We start from the raw sequence: 22,399 nt of genomic DNA on the forward strand, positions 1-22,399 counted from the left end.
TCGCTCCCACATTGGAGTTGCGCCAATCTTTAGAACTCGATGCGCACGTCGCCTTTGGGCACGCTGCAGCACGACAGGATGAAACCCTCCGCCTCGTCGTCCTCGGTAATCCCGCCGTTGTGCTCCATCTCCACCTCGCCCCCCAGCTTGAGCACTTTGCACGTCCCGCAAATCCCCATGCCGCAGGCTTTCGGGATCATCAAGCCCAGCTTGGCCGCCGCCGCATGCACGGTCTCGCCCGGCGCCACACGAATGCTCTTGCCGGACGAGGTGAATTCCACCTGATGCAGATCCGCCGCATCGATTTCCGGTGCGTCGGCGGCCTGTTCGGCTTGCTCGACTGCATCAGCGCGCGCTTCGGGTGGCGTCGCACCGAACGACTCTTCGTGATAACGCGACATGTCGTAGCCAGCGTTTTCCAGCAAGCGCTTGACCGCCGTCATGTACGGCGTCGGCCCGCAGCAGAACACTTCGCGCTCCAGAAAGTCCGGAACCATCAGTTCCAGCATCTTGTGGTTCAGATAGCCGCGATACCCGGCCCACGGCTCGCCCAGACCATGCTTCTCGCAGATCAGGTGCAGGCTGAAGTTGTCGATCCGCGACGCCATGTGTTCCAGCTCGCGGTGGTAAATGATGTCTTTCGGCGAACGGGCGCTGTGGATAAACGTCATGTCGACGTTAGCGTTGGTGTCGTAGAACCAGCGCGCCATCGACATGCACGGGGTGATGCCGACGCCGCCGCTGAGGTAGAGGACTTTAGGACTCGGGAAGTCGATACCGTTAAACAGCCCGACCGGCCCGTGCACGGCCAATTCCTGGCCTTCATGCAGCGTGTCGTGCAACCAGTTGGACACCTTGCCGCCCGGCACGCGTTTGATCGTCACCGAAAAGCTGTACGGCACCGACGGCGAACTGGAGATCGTGTAGGAGCGCATGATCGGCTGGCCTTCGATCTCCAGCTCCAGTGTCACGAATTGCCCGGGCTTGAAGAAGAACAGGATCGGCTGGTCGGCCATAAAGCAGAAGGTGCGCACGTCCCAGGTTTCCTGGATGACTTTGACGCAACGGACGATGTGTCGGCCATTGGCCCAGGTCTGGGTGGTGACCGGATTCAGGAAGCTGTTGGACATGCTGTTCTCCACGGCCGACTGTCGGCCTCATGTCGGCGATTCTGCGTATAGCGCGAACCGCCCGTTTACCTATCCGCGACATTGACATACTTATCGCGACCAGCCCCCAACCGCCGGGGGTTGCGCGTCGGGAACAGATTGCATCATGTCGCCCATGGATAAGGTTCCCGCCTGCGCCGGCCCCACACTCGCCTCACACCAAGACGAATTCTTTACACCTTGCGTAGCAACCGTTTACAGCACACCTGATTAGCCACTTTCGCCGGCCACGCAGATGGCCATGAGGATCACATCGATGGACGTCACCGCAAAAATCAGCCTGGGCGATCCGCTGGAACCCGCACGCAAGGCCACCGCACAGATGCTGCAGGAGCGTGAGCGCACTTTCTCGCTGCCGCAACCGTTCTACAGCGACGAGCGGCTGTTCGATATCGACATGCAGGAGATCTTCCAGAAAGAGTGGTTGATCGCCGGCATGACCTGCGAGATCCCGGCCAAGGGCAACTACATCACCCTGCAGATCGGCAAGAACCCGATTATCGTCATTCGTGGCGCCGACGGCGTCGTCCATGCCTTCCACAACGTCTGCCGTCACCGTGGCTCGCGCCTGTGCACCAGCGACAAGGGCAAGGTCGCCAAACTGGTCTGCCATTACCATCAGTGGACGTATGAGCTGGACGGTCGCCTGTTGTTCGCTGGCACCGAAATGGGCGCCGACTTCGACATGAAGGAGTACGGCCTCAAACCGGTGAACGTGAAGACTGCCGGCGGCTACATCTTTATCAGCCTGGCGGAGAGCCCGCCGGCCATCGATGACTTCCTGTCGACGCTGAACCACTACATGGAACCGTACGACATGGAGAACACCAAGGTGGCGATCACCACCACCTTGATGGAAAAGGCCAACTGGAAACTGGTGCTGGAAAACAACCGCGAGTGCTACCACTGCAACGCCTCGCACCCGGAACTGCTGAAAACCCTGCTGGAATGGGACGACGTTACCGACCCGCGCGCCGATCAGGCGTTCAAGGATCACGTCGCCGCCTCCGCCGCTGCCTGGGAAGCCGAGAAGATTCCTTACGCCCACGCCAGTTTCGGCCTGCGTAACCGCATTGTGCGTATGCCGCTGCTCAAGGGCACCGTGTCGATGACCCTCGACGGCAAACAGGGCTGCGCCAAACTGATGGGCCGGATCAAGAACCCGGACCTGGGTTCGATGCGCATCCTGCACCTGCCGCACTCGTGGAACCACTGCATGGGCGACCACATCATCGTCTTCACCGTGTGGCCGATCAGCGCCCAGGAAACCATGGTCACCACCAAGTGGCTGGTGCACAAGGATGCAGTGGAAGGCGTGGATTACGACGTCGAGCGTATGCGCCAGGTGTGGGACGCGACCAACGATCAGGATCGTCGCTTGGCCGAAGAGAACCAGCGTGGGATCAACTCCACGGCATACCAGCCTGGGCCGTACTCGAAGACTTATGAGTTTGGTGTGGTCAACTTTGTGGATTGGTACAGCGAGCGCCTGCTGAACAACCTCGGCGCCGAGCCAGCCCCTTACCTCAAAGGTGTGCCCGTCCAAGGCTAAAAGCATCGCTGGCAAGCCAGCTCCCACAGGGTACTGCGGTGTACACAAATGTTGTGATCACCTCAAAACCTGTGGGAGCTGGCTTGCCAGCTATGGCGTCAGAACAGCCATCGCATCACTTGGATGACCACCTCACACTGCCATCCTCACCAATAAACTCCTCAAAAATCTCCTCCCCCACCAACCTGATTTTCGCGTACCCGTTCAACACCCGATCCGGATATGCCGGGTCCTTCGCACTCTGCGTCTCCGACCACAGCACCCGCGAATGCCCGTCCAGCTCACTGGCGTTGCCATACGGAATCGCCCCATGCCCGGCACAGCGCGCCTGCAATCCGCCCTGCTGCGCGTAAACAATGCCGTTATGCAGATGCCCCCAGTACCAATAATCCGGCTCACGCCCCAGTGCATCGCACACCGGTTGATACAGCGCAGTCTTGTTATGCCCGGAAATATCGAAGCCCTGGTGATGACTGAGCACCATGATTTTTTTGCGCTTGGGCAGTGCCTTCATCCATTCGATCTGCGGCTCATTCAAGGTACCGTCCATGTACAGGTTCAGCGCATCCGACGCATAAGCCGAATCCAGCCCGACCACCAGCCAGTCATCGTTGATCAACGCGAAATAGCTAGTGCCCTGCTGTCCCGGAAAACGCTTGGCCAGTTCCTTGAAATAGCCGTGGGCGCCGCTGTACATCTCGTGGTTGGAGTTGAGCGTGAATGAGCCATGCGTGCCCATCGGCCAGCCAGCCATGTCGACGTCTTCCTGCGAGTGGCTGCCGGCGTAATACACATCGCCCAAGTGAATAGTGAAATCGGCCTGGGCCAGTTGCATCTGGTTGGCCACCGATACCGCCGGCGCATGGCTGTCGAACGGCCCGGTGCCCCAGTCGCCGGCAATCGCCAGGGTTACGTCGCGCTCCATCTGCACCACGGCGGGATCGGTGCCGAAGGTCGCGTGATGGCGCAGGTTTTCGATCCATTTGAGCAGCGCCTCGCTCCACAACAGATCCAGCAGTTCCCACTTGCGACACCCGAGCAAACTGCCGTCCTTGAGTACCCGGGTTTGCAGTTGATCGCTCGACTGCGGCAATGGCGTGGCATTGCCGATGCGCAGGATCGACAAGCCGTGCGACAACTCCCACGGCACGCTCGGTTCGTCGCTCGGCAACTCGCCGTTCTTCAACACGTAATGCGCCTGATCGTGCCCGCGTTGCAGCAGCTTGATAATCGCCTGAAACTCCTGTGGCTCAAGCTCGCTGACGAGCTTCATCCAGGCCATTTCCATGCGCGTGATCAAGCCGTGAATGCGCACTTTGACCTTGTCGTACTCGTGTTCCCAATGACTGACCAGTGACATGGCGTATTCCTCTATCCGTAAGGGCTCACAGGGTTTTCATGAATTCGATCAGCGCACGCTTGTCGTCGTCCGACAGCGTCGTGCCATACAGGTGACCGCTGTTGTGGTTGCCCTCCAGTCGTGTGTCGTACTTGAAGTCGGCCGAGGCTTTGGCTTGCGCGCCGCTGGTGACAAACCCGACATTGAGCGGGTCGTAGACGTCGGAGCCGGTGATAAACACCTGTGGACGTTTTTCCGGCGGTTGCAGCAGGTCCCACAAGGTCGGTACCGAGCCGTTGTGCAGGTAGGGCGCGCGCAGCCAGACGCCGTCGGTCGGCGTGTTGCTGTAGCTTTGGGTCTTGCGGTAGGCGCCGAAGTCGAACGGCGGTTTCTTGAAGGTGTGGAACGCGGTCACCAGCCCCGTGGTGAAAGAGTCCAGCCGATGTGGATCGGTGCCGAGCTGGTCGATGTTGGTGGTGACTTGCCCGGTGTCGGCACGACCGAAGTCATGACAACCGGCGCAGTTGTTGTCCCAGATCGGTTTGCCCTGAGCGACCTTGGCCTGATCCAGCGCCCACGGCCAGGCCGGTGGCTTGCGCCCGAGCAACCAGTTGGTCACACGGTTGAAGCTTGGCGGCAGTACCGATTCCGGCGTTGCGCCTACAGCCATGGCGGCGGCGTAGTTGCGCTCGTGGATCTTGTTGTTATTGCCGTCCCAGTGCAGGTACATCGATTCCCGCGGTTTCTGGTTCCAGACCTGTGGCAGGTCGACGGTGCCGATGGTCGAGTCATCCGGGAAGCCGAATACCACCATTTTTGTCGGGTTGAAGGTGTCGGTACGACCCGGTCCCTGTTGTGGACGCAGCTTCTGCCAGGCGTAGGCCTGCTTCTGCTTGAGCAGCGCACTTTTCGCCATCGGGATAATCAGGTAGCGGTTGTAAAGCCGTTCGAAAAAACCCAGCTGGAATTTGCTGTTGATCGCCGCCATCACCGCGTCGGTGGTGAATTTCGGATCGCTGGCGCAATCGTAGGCGTACCACTGAAAGGCTTGCAGTTGCAGGGTGTTGGCCGGCGCACTCGGCACGTTGACGGCGACGTCGCTAGCGTTTGCCCGGTAGGAGCCGGTGTGGCACAGCGCGCAGTTCGGCTCCACGGTCGGGTAGCCGATCTGCCGCTTGGCCATGCCGATCGGCAGGTCCTTGCCGTTCTCATAGAGAAACCCGAAGACTTCCCAGCCGCCGGGCTTCGGTAGTTTTTCCGGGCACATCTGCGGCAGCACGGCGAACAGGTAATACGGGATTCGCGCTTCGATACCGAGGCCGATGGCGGCGTATTTGTAGTGGTCTTCGTCAGAGGCGTATTCCTGCTCCGGCACCACCCGCAGCATCTGATACCAGGTCTGGTAACCGATGAACGCCAGCAATGCCACAACGATAAAGGTGCCGACCTTGAAGCTGTGGCTCTGCCAGTGCCGCGCCCACGCGGCCCGCCATTCGCGCCAGCCATCGCACAGCAGCGCCCATGGCCGGTTCTCGGGAGTGGTGCCCAGATACAGCAAAATGCCAAGGATCAGGAAAAAGCTCAGATCGCCCATCAGCATCGGCACGAATACCGAGCCTTGAATGCTGGTGTTGATCAGGTAGATCCAGAACACCACGGCGATCAGCCGCGTCAGTACGCACAACCAGGAATGCACCACGTAGCGCGGCGCGTTGAAGCCCGAGGGCATGTAAAACACGCTGATACCCACGAGCAGCATCCCGGCGTTTTCCAGCCAGGGATCGGAGAGTTGCGGCGGCAGACCGACCACCGATGTCAGCAACCCCGGCGCAAACAGCGCGGGGATCGCGAACACCATGTTCATTGCAATGCCTAGCCAGATGAAGCGCTGAAACCAGCGGATGTAGGTGTCCATGTCATCCATTTCCTTGTACATAACTGGATCGAACCCATTCCTGTGGCGAGGGGATTTATCCCCGATCGGCTGCGAAGCAGTCGCAAACTATCGCCTGCGGTTTGTCAGGAACACCGCGCGGCCTGATTTGGGGCCGCTGCGCGACCCATCGGGGATGAATCCCCTCGCCACAAAGGACTTTCTCTGCACAAAAGATCAATGACAGGTGTCAACCCAAGGCAGTTTTCTCCAGGTGTTCAAGGATGATCGGGTACACATCAACCACCGCGTTCTTGCCGAACATGCAATCGATATGGCCGTAGCCCGGCACCACCTGCCGGCTGTAACGCTCCGGCCCGTGCAGGTCACACAAGCGCTGATAGGTTTTAAGCGTGCTTTCCGGCAGGTAACACTGGTTTTCAGCACCGCTGATAAAACAGATCGGCATGGTCAACCGATCAAAGTGCGGCATGTATACATCGTTGCCTTTGAAATCCACCAAGTGCCCTTTGCGCACGATCAGCGCCAGATGCTCGAAGGTCTCGATGTTCGACTCACCGAACAACTCATGCAGGTTGTCGTGCAGGGTTTCGTTGAGGGTGTCATGGCGGTACAGCGAGGCGTACATAAAGGTGATGCGGTGGCACACCGGGTTGGTGCAGTAGCCCTGAGCTTCGAAACGCGCGTAGCCGTTAAGGGCCTTGTCGTAGAGTTTGTTGAACCAGTTCTCCTTGCTGTCGGCGTAAGCGGTCATCGACTTGACGCCGATGGCGTCAAGCATGCCCGGCAGGTGCAAACCGGCCTTTAACCCGGTTGCAGTGGCGACCACCGTGTCGGCAGCAATCTGCGAGCACACTACCGAACGCACGCCCTGCAAACCGGCCAGCAGCGACATGAAGAACGTCGTTGCACCATAGCAATGCACCACGCACTGCACGTCTTTCGCCTTGGTTTGCTGCTGGACCTGCGCGATGGCCGCCTTGAAGTCGTACTGGGCAATCTGGTCGCCGTTCCATTCCTTCTTGCTCGCCGGCAGCAGAATGCTCACGCGAAAATCCAGCAGCCACACGTCGTAATCGTGCTTGCACAGGTACTCCAGCAGGTTGGTCTGGATGGTGTCGGTGGAAAAAATATTCGAACCCACGCCCAAACCATGCACCAGCATCACCGGGCCTTTCGTACCTGCCTGATACCGGGTCAGGCGCAGTTCGACGCCATCCTCGGTGGGAAAGAAATGCACCGCCGGGATTGGCGCATCCAGCGGCCGTTTCAGCCGTGGCGGCGCGTCAGGGTTGAAGTAGATATCCCCGGCAAATACCCCGCCATAACTTTCCCAGAGAATCCCGGCGAAGAACTTGCCAAAACGCGCCAGCCCTTCGATGCGCTCACGCTCGTTGCGGGCGTTGAGCACCGTCATGGTGGTCATCTGCTTGGCGAAATCAGTCGGATGGATGTGCATCACCCCCGAACCGATTACCTCGCCGCTCTTGTCCGGCCCGCGATACAGCGTCACGTAGAGCGTGCTGGTGTCGTGCCAGATGTTCAGCACGCCGTTGTCTTCCGGCACGGTTTTGAACGCACTGAAGAAATAATCGCTGCCGTCCTCGGCGGTCAGTTTCATGTCGTACTTCATGTGCCGCGTATCGACCTGTTGCTCGAATTGCTCGAACAGGTTGAACACGCCGTTGCTGGCCGTCAGCGGTTTTGGCGACAACGCCGGAGCGATCACCGTACCGACAATGGTCGCGGCGTGTTCCGGCTCCTTGATCATCCGGTTCATGTCGTTGGCGGTGATGGTCAGGGTGAAGTCGATGGGCGAATTGTCTGCCTCACCACGTTTGGCCGCCGCTTCGTAGACCTCCAGGTCAGTGCTTTGTGCGGCGGTAAAGGCCCGGGAGAAGTAACCCTTCATGGTTTCGGTGAACTGCACGCCCAGGGTCGGTGGCGCGACTTGTTTGCGCGGTGCCGAGGGCAGCGTGTAGTCGATCTGCCAGCCCCGGTCAGCGGCGAGCAGGCCCATGTTGCGCTCGCTCACGGCAGAAATGGTCAGCAGTGGATTGACCGCCAAAGACGTCGGAATCACCGCCCCATCGGTCACGTACAGATTGGCGTAAACGTCGGTACCGCTGGCGCCGCTGAACACCTGGCCCTTGTGATTGACCACGCCTTGTCCGGCGTCCTCACCCATTACGCAACCGCCCAATGGATGCACCGAGACGATGCTGTGCTTGAGCAGCTTCGTCCAGATAGGATTCTCCACCCAGATACCACCGAGCGCCTTGGTGCTCTGGTGCAGACGGTCATTGCCGAGCTTGAAGTTCTCTTGCTCGCCGACGCCCGGCCAGTCGATGCGCAGTTGATCCTTGTTATCCAGCACCATCCGCCCCTGGCCGCTGTCGTGGCTCATGATCAGGTAGGTCTGCATATTGTGCAGCGCGCCGTAATACGGGCCGCGCAGAAAGCTTTCGAGTTCGCGTTCCTTGTATTTCAACTTGCCGCTGAAACTGTCGTCGGTGGCCACCCCGATCATCTCGGCGAAGCCGGCCATCGCCGGCACCATCGGCCGACCGAGGGCGCCGGGGATCGAACCCTCTTCGATGACCATCCGGCTGCGCCAGTCGCCTTCGGTGCGCATGTCGATGATCGAGGTGATGCACGGGCCGACCGGGTGCAGCTCTTTGGCCGGATTCGCGCCGAAACCAATGCCGTTGATGGTCTGCTCGCAGTTGTGGCCGAAACCGAGGATATCGCCATTGCCACTCATGTTCTCGCCGAGCTGGTCGGACATCGCCAGCCCTTTGTCGCGCGAGCGCAGCAGAATTTCCGTGGAGCCCAGTGTGCCGGCGGACACCACGACGATGTCGGCCTTCACAAACAGCGTCGGCGCGGAAAACTTCTCGCGACCGCTGTCCAGATACTGGAAGTGCACGATCCAGCCGTCACCGTCACGCTCCAGATGCCGCACTTCGGCCTGACAGAAAATCTCCGCGCCGTGATTCCAGGCGTCCGGCAGATAGTTCATCAGCGTGGTGTTCTTGGCCTTGTTGTTACAGCCCGACACGCAGTCGCCACAGTGGTTGCACGGCAGTTGTTCGACGCCGACGTGATTGAGGTTATTGGGCAGCTTGTCGAAGGTCACGTTGATCGGCGGCTTGTAAAAGTGCGCGCCTTGCTTGAGGTACTCCGCGGACTTTTTGTTGGCGTCGAGCTTGGGCAGATTGGGTGCAGTGTCCGGATAAGGATTGGGCTTGAGCATTTCCCGGGCACGGGCATAGCCGTCCTTGAGCAAGGTGTCGCGGTGTTCACGCACTGCCTTCGGCCAGCGCGGATCATCGAACACGCCGGGCTCCGGCTCCAGGGCGACGTTGGCGTTGATCAGCGAAGTACCGCCAAGGCCGCAACCGACCACGACGTTCTGCTGAGCGTTGACATGCAGGTCGAACAATCCAGTGCGCGAGCCGATATGGCCGTCGGGATCATGCACCTGCAATTCTTCGGTGGCGGCAATCACGGTGTTGGGGTATTCGCCGGGCTGAATCTCCCGGCCGCGTTCCAGCAGGCACACGCGTTTACCGGCCCGGGACAGGCGCGACGCAGCAATGCCGCCGCCATAACCGGAGCCAATGACAATGACGTCGTAGTGTTCCTTGATCTCGCTGATGGGCGTTGCGATCCGTGTCATGAGGTGGTTCCTCTAATCAGGCAGATGGGGGCAACTCTGCGGTTGCCTGCAATCAATGGGCGAACGGGCACCTGGCCTCCGGAGCGAGTCCGGCGACAGCACAGCAATCGAGGCAGGATTTACACGCTACAGACGAGCATGCTGATTAGCGGCGCGACGTAGCGTGCGCTTGCGTGGATGGGGTGGGGGGCGGTGTGTACGGCTATCCATCATGCGTTCTCCCAGAACCAGATGTGGATAAGTGACGGCTGTCCTTGTGCCATTGCAGTGAAGACAGCGGAGTAATCGAAGTCAAGGCAACGCCTTAGAACTGTATGAAATGTGATCAATTGCGATTTGGACTATAGCCGCCGGGGCTTGCAGGGTTTGGCGAACAAGTTATCCACATAGCCACCCACAGCAATTAGGGACAACTGTGGATGATTTGGAAAAACATCGGTGAATAAGTGAAGAAAAAACGTGACTTATCCAGAAGCATGGTTTGGGATAAGCGATGGATGTTTTTTGATCAACTCTCTACAAGCCACGTATTAATTGGCCTGTAGCGGATAGCGAACACGTTATCCACAGAAGCGCCAACAGAGTTCGGGGGTAACTTTGCGGGTGCTGTGGAAAAGCATCCAAGACTGTGAAAAACCGGGCGTTATAGAGAGGCGATCGGGTGAGAATCCGCGATTTGATCAGTTTTTGACCAATCTCTTGAAAGCCACGTTCTATAAGGCGCTTAGCAGATAGCGAACATCTTATCCACAGAAGCGCCAACAGAGATTGGGGGCAACTTGCGCAGTTTTCCAGCGAAAAAAGCGTGGAAAAACCGTTAGTTAGGCTGGTTGTTTTTTGATCTGCGCCTTGCAGGGCTTGATTGGCGTGGGGTGCAGGGATGGGCGAACACGTTATCCACAGATTGGCCAACAGGGATTGTGGGTAACGTGGCCTCAAACCGTATGTTGTTCGCAGGTATCAAGCACGATGCATCAGATAGGCGTCACCCGTCACCCGGATCATTGGGTGAGGCGTCACCTGACAGGTTTTGACGATGGCGAAACCATGCCTTTCATAAAATCTTTTTGCGCCGGTATTGGCGGCATAGTCGATCAGGCTCAAACCGTTGAGCGCCAAGCGTTCTGCACGCGCCTGAGCATACTCAAGAAACTGCACGCCCAAGCCCTGATTACGCCAGCCTTCGTGCAGCGCCAGGCTGGAGATGTAGAGCGTGTCCGCAACCTCCATATCGGCGTAAGGCGCCAGCACCGGATCGGTAGGGGGTGTCGGATCAGGATTTTCGTGTGTGGCATAACTGTGCATCATCCCGACGACGCGGCCGTCGGCTTCAGCGATGAGGCAGTTCTGAAAAGAAAAGTCGACATCTTCGCGGGCATATCGACGTGCACCGACATCCAGTAGCGCTTCCCCAGGCTCGGCCAACTGACTCCAGATGTAATCCGCAGCCCCCTCCGAGGAAATCTGGAACAAGCGGGCAATCTCACGCGCATCCGTACGCCGCGCAGGTCGAAACTCAACAGTCATTCACTTGACTCCTTATGGCTTGAGCGTTGTTTTAACCCGCGTTTGAAACCCTCGACAACCTGCATTCGACGACTTTACATGTCAGTCAATGACTGCCTGTCATGTCATCGCCCGCAGGAAATGCTCGGTGCCTCAGCGGACAACACCCTCCTCAATCAGCAACTTGAGAATCGCCTCAGCCCCGGCCTGGGCAGTCACCCCTTTCAACACCTGCCCACCGCCGCCACTGGCCTTGGCCGTAGCAGCCTTCATCCGATCAGCGCCACTCTTGGCCTTGATCACTTTCAAGCGTTTCGGCCGAGGCTTGGCCGGTTGCAGTGTCGCTACTGCGAGCAATTCATCGTCCAGCACCTCCACGTCTTCGGCATTCAACTCCCCGCGACGTGCCGGCCCATACGCACTCTGCCGAGGCTTCGGTGCGGCGTTATCCACAGTCGCCAGAAACGGCAGCCGCACCTTCAACCGCCGCCGCTGCCCGCGCGGCAACGCTTGCAGCACCAGCGCCGAACCGTCATTGATCGACTCAACCTGGGCCAAACCGACCACCAGCGGCCAGCCCAGGCCTTCGGCCAGCAGAAAAGGCAGCATCCCCGAGCCTTCACCGGTTTCAGCCTGGCTACCGGTCAGCACGACCTGCGCACCGGCATCACGTAGATACGCGGTCAGTGCCGGCAATGCATCGGCGCCTGCCGGTTGTTCCAGCACATGCATCTGCTCAAGGCCCATGCCCAGATAGGCGCGCAATGCAGGTTCCGCAACATCGCCGGCATGCAGCACTTGCAGGTTATCCCCAGCCAGTTGCAGGCCCAACTCCACGGCACGGGCATCCTGTTCGGCGCGGCGTGGCCGGCCGGAGGTCGGGTGGGCGCCGATTGAAACCAAACTGATGATTTTTGTGTTCATAGCCGTTCCTTAAGCCGCATCGCGCTTGGCGTCGTTGCGGTAAGCCTCAACCGCCGCGATCAAGGCCTGAAGAATCTCCGCGCTCTCGCCAATCACCGACAGGTCGGCGCGTTTGATCATGTCGCAACCCGGATCGAGGTTGATCGCCACGACTTTGTCGCAGGCACCGATGCCTTGCAGGTGCTGGATCGCTCCGGAAATCCCCACGGCGACATACACCCGCGCGGTGACCCAGGTGCCGGACGCGCCGACCTGCCGGTCGCGCGCCATGAAGCCGTCGTCCACCGCCACCCGCGACGCGCCTTCGGTGGCGCCGAGTGCAGCAGCGGTCTGGTGGAACAATGCCCAGTCCTTGACCCCGTTACCGCCGGAGAAAATGAACTCGGCTTCGGCCATTGGAATCGCCGCCGGATCGACTGCCACCGCACCTAGATCTTCAATGCGCGACAGACTGCGCGCGACGCTTGTGGATAACTCCACGGGCAGCGCTTCGTGACGGGTTTCGCTGACAGGTTCCGCACATTCGGCCGAGGCCAGAATCAACCGCGCAACGGGACGCGCCAAATCCTGCAGACCCGCGCCAGCGCGGCCGATGCATTCCTGATCCTTGACCTGCCACACACGTGTCGCCGGGCGTTCGCCCAATGCCGCAGCAAAGCGTCGACCGAGTTCACCGCCACCGCTGCGGCTGTCCGGCAGCAGCCAGTGACGCGGGTTGAACTGGTTATCCACAGCGCGCAAACCTTGCACACGCTGCTCCGGTGCGTAACCGCTGAATTCCTCGCCCTCCAGCACCAGCAAGCGATCGACGCCTGCGGTGGCGAAAGCGTTTTCCTTGTGCTCGCCGAAGACCACAGCCAACACCGCGCCGTCCTTGCCGGCCAGTTGATGGGCGAGGCCGAGCAAATCGCGATCATGGCTGCTCAAGCGGCCGCCGACCATGTCCGGCACCACGCTGATGTAGAACGCCGGAGCCGGCACCTGATGCAGCGGCAGTTGCACCTCAACCGTGGCCGAGCGTTTGACCGCCCCGCCCTGCTGCGCGCCGCTGCGGTCAATGCGCTTGATGCCGTTGGGGCCGATAAAACCAATGCCATGCAGGTTCTTGCGGATGACGCCATTGGGGCCCATCCAACTGTGTTGCGCCGGTTGCATGGCCGCGTGCAATGGATGCAGACGGTTACGCGCAATCCATTCGGCGCGCGGGTCGCGGCGGATAATGTCGCTCATCAGTGGGCCTCCGCAGGTTCACGTTTGGCCGGCGTAGTCGGCTTGCCTGGCGCAGCGTCTTCGAGCAGGGCGTCGGCCACCAGTTCGGCGATGTCCTTGATCAGCGGACGCGGTTCAACCACGCCTTCGAGCATCGCCGTGCACTGTGGACAACCCACGGCCACCAGCTCGGCGCCGGTCTCGCGGATGTCGTCCATGCGCATGTCGGGGATGCGTTGCTTGCCCGGAATGTCGGTGATCGGCGCACCGCCACCGCCGCCGCAGCAGCGCGAACGGAAGCCGGAACGTTGCATCTCTTTGACTTCGATACCCAGCGCGCGCAGAACTTCACGCGGCGCCTCGTACTCGCCGTTGTAGCGGCCGAGGTAGCACGGATCGTGATAGGTCACGCTGTTGCCTTTGTGCTGACCGAGGTTGAGCGCGCCGGCCTCAATGATTTCAGCCATGTAAGTGCTGTGATGCTGCACCAGGTAGTTGCCATCAAAGGCGCCGTATTCGTTTTTCAGCACATGGAAACTGTGCGGATCGCAGGTAACGATGCGGTTGAAGCTGTATTTGGCCAAGGTCTGGATGTTGCGTTTGGCCAACAACTGGAAGGTTGCTTCATCACCCAAACGGCGGGCTACGTCGCCGCTGTCGCGTTCTTCGAGACCCAGTACCGCGAAGTCGACCTTGGCCGCTTTCAGCACTTTGACGAATGCACGCAGGGTGCGCTGGTTGCGCATGTCGAAAGCGCCGTCGCCAACCCAGAACAGCACGTCGGTGGATTTCTTTTCGCTCAGCAAATTGAGGTTCAGATCCGCCGCCCAGTTCATCCGCCCACCCGGAGCGAAACCGCCGGGGTTGTCGGTGGCGATCAGGTTTTCCAGGACTTCGGCGCCCTTGTTCGGCGTCGCGCCTTTTTCCAGCGTGAGGTGACGGCGCATGTCGACGATGGCGTCGACGTGCTCGATCATCATCGGGCACTCCTCGACGCAGGCGCGGCAAGTGGTGCACGACCACAGGGTTTCGGCATCGACCAGACCGTTAACGATCGGTTGATGTGGATTACCTGAATGCTCGCCAATCGGTTTGCCCGGATACGGACTGCCAGCGAAGTTGGCGTCAGTGCCGCCAGCGAGGCCGACGACCATGTCCTGAATCAGCTTTTTCGGGTTCAGCGGCTGGCCGGCAGCGAAGGCCGGGCACGCCGCTTCGCACTTGCCGCACTGCACGCAGGCGTCGAAGCCGAGCAACTGGTTCCAGGTGAAATCCCTGGGTTTTTCCACGCCCAGCGGCGCGGAGGGATCGTTGAGGTCCAGCGGCTTCAAACCGGTGGAACGACCACCGCCAAAACGCTCGGCGCGACGGTGCCACGCCAGGTGCAGGGCACCGGCGAAGGCGTGTTTCATCGGCCCGCCCCAGGTCATGCCGAAGAACAATTCCGACACGCCCCACAGCACACCGACGCCGAGAATCACCGCCAATATCCAGCCGCCGAAGTTTTCCGGGAGGATCCCGGCCACCGGCAAGGTCACCAGAAAGAACGACGCCGAGAACGCCAGCAGGCTTTTCGGCAAGCGCATCCACGGGCCTTTCGACAACCGTGCCGGCGGGTTACGTCGACGCAGGTAAACGAAGATCGCGCCGACGAACATCACCGCCGTCATCAGCAGCAACGCATAGCCGAGGATGCGGTTATGCAGGCCGAAACCGTGCACCAGAATCGCCAGCACAATCGACGCCACCGCACCGCCGGCCGTGGCCACGTGGGTGTTGGCGATGTATTTGTCCCGCGCCACCACATGGTGCAAGTCGACCATGTAACGCTTGGGCATGGCGAACAGGCCACCGATCAGATCGACCTTCGAGGCTCGGCCCCGACGCCACATGGCCACCCGCCGCAAGGCGCCGAGGACGCCAAGGCCCAGGGCTGCGAACAACAGGATTGGAAGAAGGGTGTTCAACATAGGTGAAGCTCCCACCAGTACAGCCTGGAGAAACACGGGCGTTCGATGATCGTTCCCACGCTCTGCGTGGGAATGCATCCCGGGACGCTTCGCGTCCCAAAGCGGACGCGGAGCGTCCATTGCGGCATTCCCACGCAGAGCGTGGGAACGATCAGTTCAGCAGCTTAGAAATCCTTGCAGAGGCGCAGTGCGTCGTAGATCGCAGCGTGGGTATTACGCTGCGCCACGCAATCGCCGATGCGGAACAGCAAGTAGCCGTCACCCGTGGTGCTCAGCGAGGGCTGCGGCTTGATCGCGAACAGTGCGTCGATGTCGATCTGGCCCTTGTTGCGCGAACCGTCCTTGAGCCCGTAATACAGCTCTTCATCCGGACGCACGCCGTTTTCCACCACCACCTGATCGACCACCCGCTCCTCTTTGGCGCCGGTGTATTCGTTTTCCAGCACCGCCACGAGCTTGTCGCCTTCGCGGTAGACCTTCTCCAGCATCATGTCGCCGGTCATGATCACTTCTTTCGGGTACATGCTGCGGTAGTAGGTCGGGAACGACGTACCGCCAATGGCCACGCCCGGTTTGATGTCGTCGGTGACGATCTCGACCTGGCTGCCCTTGTCAGCGAGGAAGTCGGCAACCGACATCCCGGTGAACTCGCAAATGGTGTCGTAGACCAGCACGTTCTTGCCCGGCGCGACCTTGCCGTCGAGCACGTCCCAACTGCTGACCACCAGCCCTTCAGCAGCGCCCCAGTGTTCGTTCTGCTCAAGGAACGGATGCCCGCCGACCGCCAGCACGACTACGTCCGGACGCAGATCGAGGATGGTCGCCGCGTCGGCAGCCGTGCCCAGACGCAGATCGACTTTCAAGCGCGCCAGTTCCAGCTGGAACCAGCGGGTGATGCCGGCGATCTGGTCGCGCTGTGGTGCTTTCGAAGCCGTGGTGATCTGCCCGCCGATGAAGTCTTTCTTCTCGAACAAGGTCACGTCGTGGCCACGCTCGGCCGCAACACGCGCGGCTTCCATCCCGGCAGGCCCGGCACCGACCACCACCACTTTGCGTTTGACGCCCGTGGACTTCTCGATGATGTGCGGCACGCCCATGTATTCACGGGACGTTGCGGCGTTCTGGATGCACAGCACATCCAGCCCTTGGTACTGACGGTCGATGCAATAGTTGGCGCCGACGCACTGTTTGATCTGGTCGATCTGGCCCATCTTGATCTTGGCGATCAGGTGCGGGTCGGCAATATGCGCGCGGGTCATGCCGACCATGTCGACGTAACCGCCTTCCAGAATGCGCGTAGCCTGGTTCGGGTCCTTGATGTTCTGCGCGTGCAGCACCGGCGCTTTCACCACTTCCTTGATCCCGGCGGCCAAGTGCAGGAACGGCTCCGGTGGATAACTCATGTTGGGGATAACGTTGGCCAGGGTGTTGTGGGTGTCACAACCCGAACCGACCACGCCGATGAAGTCGATCATGCCGGTGTCGTCGTAATACTTGGCGATCTGCTTCATGTCTTCGTGGGACAAGCCGTCCGGGTGGAACTCGTCACCGCACAGACGAATACCGACGCAGAAATCGTCGCCGACTTCCTTGCGCACAGCCTTGAGCACTTCCAGACCGAAACGCATGCGGTTCTCGAAGCTGCCGCCCCATTCGTCGGTGCGTTTGTTGACGCGCGGGCTCCAGAACTGGTCGATCATGTGCTGGTGCACAGCCGACAGTTCAACGCCGTCCAGCCCGCCAGCCTTGGCCCGCGCGGCAGCGGTGGCGTAGTTGCCGATCACCCGCCAGATTTCTTCCGGCTCGATGGTTTTGCAGGTTGCGCGGTGCACCGGTTCACGGATACCCGACGGCGACAGCAGGGTCGGCCAGTGCTCGCCGTCCCAACGCGAGCGACGGCCCATGTGGGTAATCTGGATCATGATCTTGGCGCCATGCTTGTGCATGGCGTCGGCCAGATTCTGGAAGTGCGGGATGATCCGGTCGTCTGCCAGGTTGACCGATTTCCACCAGCCTTGCGGGCTGTCGATGGCCACGCTGGAGGAGCCACCGCAAATCGCCAGGCCGATGCCGCCCTTGGCTTTCTCTTCGTAATATTTGACGTAGCGATCGGTGGTCATACCGCCGTCGGTCGCGTAGACCTCGGCGTGCGCGGTACTGAGCACGCGGTTGCGGATGGTCAGTTTGCCGATCTGGATCGGCTGGAACATTGCTTCGAAAGCCATGGCGGGTTCCTCGACTTACAACGGCTTGACGGTGAACAGGCCGTCGTCGTGGCCTTCTTCGGAGCCACCGTAGACTTGCTCGGCAACGGTGCGGATCTTGCTGCCGCGAGCCTCAAGAATCTGATCCATGGCACCGGCAAACCAACCGGTGAACATGTAGTCGACCTTGCGCCCGACCTTGCCGTAGACGTAGACGAACGCCGAGTGTTCGAGCTTGACGCTGGCGGTGCCTTTGTCGAGGTCGATGTCCTGGATCTTGAACAGACCCCAGCCGCGTTGCGACAGGCGCTTCATGTAGTGCTCGAACACCGCTACGCCTTCCAGACCGTGGCATTCGGCTTCTTTTTCACACCAGTGCCAGGCGGACTTGTAGCCGGCCTTGTAGAGGATTTCGGCGTAGGCGCCGGCGCCCAGCACTTCTTCGATGCCCATGTGGTTGTTGACGAAAAAGTGGCGCGGCACGTACAGCATCGGCAGGGCGTCGGAGGTCCAGACACCGGTCTCGCTGTCGACTTCGATTGGCAATTGCGGGGCGATCTTGGCCATGGAAACTTAACTCCAGAAAATTTGGTTTGTTGCCCCGGCGCGGACGGCCGGAGGAAAGGATTCAGAAGTGCAGCGGCTTATTCGCCCCAGACGTCCTTTAGGACGTTCACCCAGTTCTCGCCCATGATCTTGCGTACCACGCGCTCGGAGTGGCCACGCTTGAGCAGGGTTTCAGTCAGGTTCGGGAACTCGCCGACGGTGCGGATGCCCAGCGGGTTGATGATCTTGCCGAAACTGGTCAGACGGCGGGCGTAGCCCTTGTCGTGGGTCAGGTATTCGAAGAAGTCCTGGCCATGGCCCTGAGTGAAGTCGGTGCCGATGCCAATGGAATCTTCGCCAACGATGTTCATCACGTATTCGATGGCTTCGGCGTAGTCGTCGATGGTCGAATCGATGCCCTTGGCGAGGAACGGCGCGAACATGGTCACGCCAACGAAACCGCCGTGGTCGGCAATGAACTTGAGCTCTTCATCGGACTTGTTGCGCGGGTGCTCTTTAAGCCCCGACGGCAGGCAGTGGGAATAGCAGACCGGTTTTTTCGATTCGAGGATGACTTCCTCGGACGTCTTGGAACCGACGTGGGACAGGTCGCACATCACGCCAACGCGGTTCATCTCGGCAACGATCTCGCGACCGAAGCCCGACAGGCCGCCGTCACGCTCGTAGCAACCGGTGCCGACCAGGTTCTGGGTGTTGTAGCACATCTGCACGATGCCGACGCCGAGCTGCTTGAACACCTCGACATAGCCGATCTGGTCTTCAAACGCGTGGGCATTCTGGAAGCCGAACAGGATGCCGGTCTTGCCTTGCTCTTTGGCGCGACGAATGTCGGCGGTGGTGCGTACCGGCATCACCAGGTCGCTGTTTTCGCGGATCAGCTTCTGGCTGGCAGCGATGTTGTTCACGGTCGCCTGAAAGCCTTCCCACACTGACACGGTGCAGTTGGCCGCCGTCAGACCGCCCTTGCGCATGTCTTCGAACAGCTCACGGTTCCATTTGGCAATGATCAGACCGTCGATAACGATGCTGTCGGCGTGTAATTCGGCTGGGCTCATCAGGCGTCCCCTTATTGGCGATTCATGCGCCGAATCGTCTGCCGGCGCTTTGGGGCCAGCATATGCCTCGGTGCAGGGGCGACCGGGTGCAAAAACGACAGGGGAATTGCCGAAAGCGTCAATCCGCGACAAAGGGTCACCAAGCGGCCCGACCAGCCACCTGTTCAAGCCTGCAAGCTTGAGCCAGAATCTCCCGCATCTTGGAAACACCACTGGATTAGAGCGGCGACATCAATGAAATCGATCTTCCTGGCTTTGGCTTTGATTGCGACCGGCGTACACGCCGCTGAAGAGTCCGACAACAACCCGTGCGACGCAGTGGAAAGCGACGTCCAGACCCTGGAATGCTCGACCTACAGCCGTACCACCGCCGAAGACCTGCTCAAGGACAACTACGCCAGCCTCGCCGAACGCATGCAAACCGCGTACGGCAAGAACCCGGCGCAGCTGGCCGACATCACCGCCAAGCTGAAGACTGCCCAGCAGCAGTGGCTGAAAACCCGCGACGCCGATTGCGCGGTGGAAGCCTTCCCGGCCACCGAAGGCAGCAAGGCCTTCAAGATTGCGCAAAATGACTGTGTGGCGCGGATGAGTGATGAGCGGTCGGAGTTTTTGGAGTCGATTGGGCAGGAGTGAGGGTCTGCGCTGTAAGCTGCACTTCATATAGCCAATCAAGGGACACCCATGAACATCTGCGGCATCGAAATCAAAGGCAGCGAAGCGATCATCGCCGTGGCCGCTCTCGACGGTTCGACCCTGAGTCACGTCGCCCTCAGCACCAAGAAAATCGCCCTCGACGATGACGACGAGGCGGCCAACGTCAAACGCTTCGCCGCGCAGGTGGCGTCGTTTGTGCGGGAGAACTCGATTGACCGGATTGCGATCAAGAAGCGCAGCAAGAAGGGTGAGTTTGCCGGTGGGCCGACCACGTTCAAGATAGAGGGTGTGTTTCAGTTGCTTGATGGCTGCGAGGTGACGTTGTTGTCGCCGCAGACCATTAATGCGCAGGCCAAGAAGCACAATTTCGAGCTGCCGGGGACGCTGAACAAGTATCAGCATGAGGCTTATAAAGCGGCGTGTTCGGCGTTGGTGAAGAAGTAATCCGATCTTCCAGACGACACAAACCAACTGTGGGAGCGAGCCTGCTCGCGAATGCAATCTGTCAGTCGACATTGGTGTTGAATGACACACCGCATTCGCGAGCAGGCTCGCTCCCACATTGGTTTTGTATACACCCATTCAGGCGTTGGCGGTACGGCGGTCTTCTCTCGGGCAACGGGCGAAACGTGCCCGGTAGCTGCGGGTGAAATACGACGGCGATTCAAAACCGCAAGCGATGCTGACTTCCAGCACGCTCATATCCGTCTGGCGTAATAGCTGCCGGGCCTTTTCCAGCCTTAAGCGCAGATAGAAATTGCTCGGCGTGTCGTTCAGATGCAGCCGAAACAGGCGCTCAAGTTGGCGCCGGGTCACTTTGATCGATTCCGCCAACGCCAACGTGGTCAGTGGCGGCTCGCTGTGTTGTTCCATCTCGCCAATCACCTGAACCAGCTTCTTGTTGCTGATGCCGTAACGCGTGGCGACTTCCATGCGTTGATGGTCTTTGCGTGGACGAATTCGCCCCAACACAAACTGTTCGCTGACCTGAATCGCCACTTGCGGGCCGTGGGCCTGGGCGATCAGGTCGAGCATCAGATCGATGGACGCCGTGCCACCGGCCGAGGTGATGCGTCGACGGTCGATCTCGAACAGCTCCTGGGTCACGCTGAGCTGTGGATAAGATTCCTTGAAGGCGTCGATGGCTTCCCAGTGCAGGGTCAGGCGATGACCATCGAGCAGGCCAGCCTCGGCGAGGACGAAACTGCCGGTGTCGATGGCGCCGAGGGTCACGCCTTCGTTGTCCAGCCGCCGCAGCCAATGCTCCAGCGTCGGCGTGGCGAACTTCAGCGGTTCGAAGCCAGCCACCACCAACAACGTCGCGCCTTTCTTCAGCGGTTCCAGCGCTGCGTCGGCGTTGACCGACATGCCGTTACTCGCCAGCACCGCCCCGCCGTCAGCGCTCAGCACATGCCAGCGGTACAACTCGCCACGAAAGCGGTTGGCCACACGCAGCGGTTCGATCGCGGAAATAAAGCCGATGGCGGAGAACCCCGGCATCAGCAAAAAGTAGAAATCCTGGGACATGTGCGCACTCGGTCGGCGGGTAGCGTGGATCGTTGATACGCCGATTGTCGTCAGCGTTCAAGCGCACAGGTCGCTACAGTGCAAATGCCAGTCGCCGCAGTGCGCTTTCAAGGGCGTATAGCTGCGTAACTTTGCATCACCGGCACGCCAGATGCCGGAACTCACAATAAACGACCTGCCGAGGAACCCGACATGAAACGACTGATCAGCAGCTGTGTTCTTGCACTCAGCGGTACCGCTTTCTTGAGCGCCAGCGTCATGGCGGCCGAACCCGCGTCTTGCCAGAACGTGCGCATGGGCGTGGTCAACTGGACCGACGTGATCGCCACCAGTGCCATGACCCAGGTGCTGCTCGACGGCCTCGGCTACAGCACCAAACAAACCAGCGCGTCCCAGCAAATCATCTTCGCCGGGATCCGCGACCAGCGTCTGGACTTGTTCCTCGGCTACTGGAACCCGTTGATGACCCAGACCATCACCCCGTTCGTCGATGCCAATCAGGTCAAAGTCCTTGAAGCACCAAGCCTCAAAGACGCCCGCGCCACCCTCGCTGTGCCGACCTATCTGGCCGACAAGGGGCTGAAGACGTTCGCCGACATCGCCAAATTCGAGAAAGAACTGGGCGGCAAGATCTACGGCATCGAGCCGGGTTCAGGCGCCAATACCCAAATCAAGGCAATGATCACCAAGAACCAGTTCGGCCTCGGCAAGTTCCAGTTGGTCGAGTCCAGCGAGGCCGGCATGCTTGCCGCCGTCGATCGCGCCGTGCGCCGCAAAGAGGCCGTGGTGTTCTTTGGCTGGGCGCCGCACCCGATGAACGTCAACGTCAAGATGACCTACCTCACCGGCAGCGACGACGCCCTCGGCCCGAACGAAGGCATGGCCACGGTGTGGACGGTCACGTCGCCGAAATACGCCGAACAATGCCCGAACATCGGTCGCCTGCTGAGCAACCTGACGTTCACCGCCGAAGACGAGAGCCGGATGATGCAGCCGCTGCTCGATCACAAGGACGCCTTTGAGTCGGCCAGGCAATGGCTCAAGGATCACCCGCAAGACAAACAGCGCTGGCTTGAAGGTGTGACCACTTTCGACGGCAAACCGGCCGCTGAAAACCTGCAACTGACCAGTCAATAACCCACCA

Annotated in this window: 16 protein-coding genes; 4 read left to right on the forward strand and 12 right to left on the reverse strand. The window is 60.1% G+C overall.

Going from position 1 to position 22,399, the window contains the following annotated elements; genetic code table 11:
* Positions 1 to 29 precede the first annotated feature (29 nt).
* Positions 30 to 1,130 carry a glycine betaine monooxygenase reductase subunit gene (gbcB, locus tag ACA069_RS26275; RefSeq protein ID WP_401270880.1) on the reverse strand — a complete coding sequence of 367 codons (1,101 nt, stop codon included), beginning with the start codon at positions 1,128 to 1,130 and terminating at the stop codon, positions 30 to 32.
* Between the two features lie 295 nt (positions 1,131 to 1,425).
* Between gbcB and gbca the strand changes: the two genes are divergently transcribed.
* The gene (gene gbca, locus ACA069_RS26280; RefSeq protein ID WP_497615495.1) at positions 1,426 to 2,721 is read left to right on the forward strand and encodes a glycine betaine monooxygenase oxygenase subunit; all 1,296 of its coding nucleotides are present in this window, start codon (positions 1,426 to 1,428) and stop codon (positions 2,719 to 2,721) included.
* A gap of 115 nt (positions 2,722 to 2,836) precedes the next feature.
* Here gbca and ACA069_RS26285 read toward each other — a convergent pair whose 3' ends face one another.
* The 10 genes from ACA069_RS26285 to ACA069_RS26330 all read right to left on the reverse strand — a co-directional run bounded on the left by ACA069_RS26285 (position 2,837) and on the right by ACA069_RS26330 (position 19,071).
* Positions 2,837 to 4,081, reverse strand: coding sequence for a metallophosphoesterase family protein (locus ACA069_RS26285; RefSeq protein ID WP_401270885.1), 1,245 nt, complete (start codon positions 4,079 to 4,081; stop codon positions 2,837 to 2,839).
* Positions 4,082 to 4,106: 25 nt separating this feature from the next.
* On the reverse strand, positions 4,107 to 5,975 hold the full coding sequence (locus ACA069_RS26290) for a c-type cytochrome (RefSeq protein WP_489879360.1): 1,869 nt from the start codon (positions 5,973 to 5,975) through the stop codon (positions 4,107 to 4,109).
* Positions 5,976 to 6,183: 208 nt separating this feature from the next.
* Positions 6,184 to 9,636 carry an alpha/beta fold hydrolase gene (locus ACA069_RS26295; RefSeq protein ID WP_497615496.1) on the reverse strand — a complete coding sequence of 1,151 codons (3,453 nt, stop codon included), beginning with the start codon at positions 9,634 to 9,636 and terminating at the stop codon, positions 6,184 to 6,186.
* 960 nt (positions 9,637 to 10,596) lie between these two features.
* A complete protein-coding gene (locus ACA069_RS26300) occupies positions 10,597 to 11,163 on the reverse strand; it encodes a GNAT family N-acetyltransferase (RefSeq protein WP_489879358.1) in 567 nt (188 codons plus the stop codon).
* A gap of 132 nt (positions 11,164 to 11,295) precedes the next feature.
* Positions 11,296 to 12,066: an electron transfer flavoprotein subunit beta gene (etfB, locus tag ACA069_RS26305; protein ID WP_401270893.1), complete on the reverse strand. Its 771-nt coding sequence runs from the start codon at positions 12,064 to 12,066 to the stop codon at positions 11,296 to 11,298.
* Between the two features lie 9 nt (positions 12,067 to 12,075).
* Positions 12,076 to 13,296 carry an electron transfer flavoprotein subunit alpha gene (etfA, locus tag ACA069_RS26310; protein WP_401270896.1) on the reverse strand — a complete coding sequence of 407 codons (1,221 nt, stop codon included), beginning with the start codon at positions 13,294 to 13,296 and terminating at the stop codon, positions 12,076 to 12,078.
* Positions 13,296 to 15,245, reverse strand: coding sequence for a dimethylglycine demethylation protein DgcB (dgcB, locus tag ACA069_RS26315; protein ID WP_497615497.1), 1,950 nt, complete (start codon positions 15,243 to 15,245; stop codon positions 13,296 to 13,298). Before dgcB ends, etfA begins: the two co-directional genes overlap by 1 nt.
* 164 nt (positions 15,246 to 15,409) lie before the next feature.
* Positions 15,410 to 17,470: a dimethylglycine demethylation protein DgcA gene (gene dgcA, locus ACA069_RS26320; protein ID WP_401270901.1), complete on the reverse strand. Its 2,061-nt coding sequence runs from the start codon at positions 17,468 to 17,470 to the stop codon at positions 15,410 to 15,412.
* 15 nt (positions 17,471 to 17,485) lie between these two features.
* The gene (locus ACA069_RS26325) at positions 17,486 to 18,016 is read right to left on the reverse strand and encodes a DUF5943 domain-containing protein (RefSeq protein ID WP_497615498.1); all 531 of its coding nucleotides are present in this window, start codon (positions 18,014 to 18,016) and stop codon (positions 17,486 to 17,488) included.
* 77 nt (positions 18,017 to 18,093) lie between these two features.
* The gene (locus tag ACA069_RS26330; RefSeq protein ID WP_194935229.1) at positions 18,094 to 19,071 is read right to left on the reverse strand and encodes a dipeptidase; all 978 of its coding nucleotides are present in this window, start codon (positions 19,069 to 19,071) and stop codon (positions 18,094 to 18,096) included.
* A 234-nt stretch (positions 19,072 to 19,305) separates the two neighbouring features.
* Here ACA069_RS26330 and ACA069_RS26335 point away from each other — a divergent pair, with 234 nt between their 5' ends.
* Positions 19,306 to 19,707, forward strand: coding sequence for a lysozyme inhibitor LprI family protein (locus ACA069_RS26335; RefSeq protein ID WP_489879355.1), 402 nt, complete (start codon positions 19,306 to 19,308; stop codon positions 19,705 to 19,707).
* A 48-nt stretch (positions 19,708 to 19,755) separates the two neighbouring features.
* Positions 19,756 to 20,172, forward strand: coding sequence for a DUF3010 family protein (locus tag ACA069_RS26340; protein WP_103304488.1), 417 nt, complete (start codon positions 19,756 to 19,758; stop codon positions 20,170 to 20,172).
* 138 nt (positions 20,173 to 20,310) lie between these two features.
* On the opposite strand, the gene ACA069_RS26345 is transcribed toward ACA069_RS26340, so the two are convergent.
* Positions 20,311 to 21,255, reverse strand: a complete 945-nt coding sequence (locus ACA069_RS26345) for a GlxA family transcriptional regulator (protein WP_497615499.1) — start codon at positions 21,253 to 21,255, stop codon at positions 20,311 to 20,313.
* Positions 21,256 to 21,447: 192 nt separating this feature from the next.
* On the opposite strand from ACA069_RS26345, the gene ACA069_RS26350 reads away from it, so the two are divergent.
* Positions 21,448 to 22,392: a choline ABC transporter substrate-binding protein gene (locus tag ACA069_RS26350; protein ID WP_497615500.1), complete on the forward strand. Its 945-nt coding sequence runs from the start codon at positions 21,448 to 21,450 to the stop codon at positions 22,390 to 22,392.
* Positions 22,393 to 22,399 lie beyond the last annotated feature (7 nt).

This window comes from Pseudomonas sp. LBUM1652, assembly GCF_059716105.1.

Coding starts and splice junctions, on each gene's coding strand:
- gbcB (WP_401270880.1), bottom strand. CDS start 1,130: ATGTCCAACAGCTTCCTGAATCCGGTCACCACCCAGACCTGGGCCAAT.
- gbca (WP_497615495.1), top strand. CDS start 1,426: ATGGACGTCACCGCAAAAATCAGCCTGGGCGATCCGCTGGAACCCGCA.
- ACA069_RS26285 (WP_401270885.1), bottom strand. CDS start 4,081: ATGTCACTGGTCAGTCATTGGGAACACGAGTACGACAAGGTCAAAGTG.
- ACA069_RS26290 (WP_489879360.1), bottom strand. CDS start 5,975: ATGGACACCTACATCCGCTGGTTTCAGCGCTTCATCTGGCTAGGCATT.
- ACA069_RS26295 (WP_497615496.1), bottom strand. CDS start 9,636: ATGACACGGATCGCAACGCCCATCAGCGAGATCAAGGAACACTACGAC.
- ACA069_RS26300 (WP_489879358.1), bottom strand. CDS start 11,163: ATGACTGTTGAGTTTCGACCTGCGCGGCGTACGGATGCGCGTGAGATT.
- etfB (WP_401270893.1), bottom strand. CDS start 12,066: ATGAACACAAAAATCATCAGTTTGGTTTCAATCGGCGCCCACCCGACC.
- etfA (WP_401270896.1), bottom strand. CDS start 13,296: ATGAGCGACATTATCCGCCGCGACCCGCGCGCCGAATGGATTGCGCGT.
- dgcB (WP_497615497.1), bottom strand. CDS start 15,245: ATGTTGAACACCCTTCTTCCAATCCTGTTGTTCGCAGCCCTGGGCCTT.
- dgcA (WP_401270901.1), bottom strand. CDS start 17,470: ATGGCTTTCGAAGCAATGTTCCAGCCGATCCAGATCGGCAAACTGACC.
- ACA069_RS26325 (WP_497615498.1), bottom strand. CDS start 18,016: ATGGCCAAGATCGCCCCGCAATTGCCAATCGAAGTCGACAGCGAGACC.
- ACA069_RS26330 (WP_194935229.1), bottom strand. CDS start 19,071: ATGAGCCCAGCCGAATTACACGCCGACAGCATCGTTATCGACGGTCTG.
- ACA069_RS26335 (WP_489879355.1), top strand. CDS start 19,306: ATGAAATCGATCTTCCTGGCTTTGGCTTTGATTGCGACCGGCGTACAC.
- ACA069_RS26340 (WP_103304488.1), top strand. CDS start 19,756: ATGAACATCTGCGGCATCGAAATCAAAGGCAGCGAAGCGATCATCGCC.
- ACA069_RS26345 (WP_497615499.1), bottom strand. CDS start 21,255: ATGTCCCAGGATTTCTACTTTTTGCTGATGCCGGGGTTCTCCGCCATC.
- ACA069_RS26350 (WP_497615500.1), top strand. CDS start 21,448: ATGAAACGACTGATCAGCAGCTGTGTTCTTGCACTCAGCGGTACCGCT.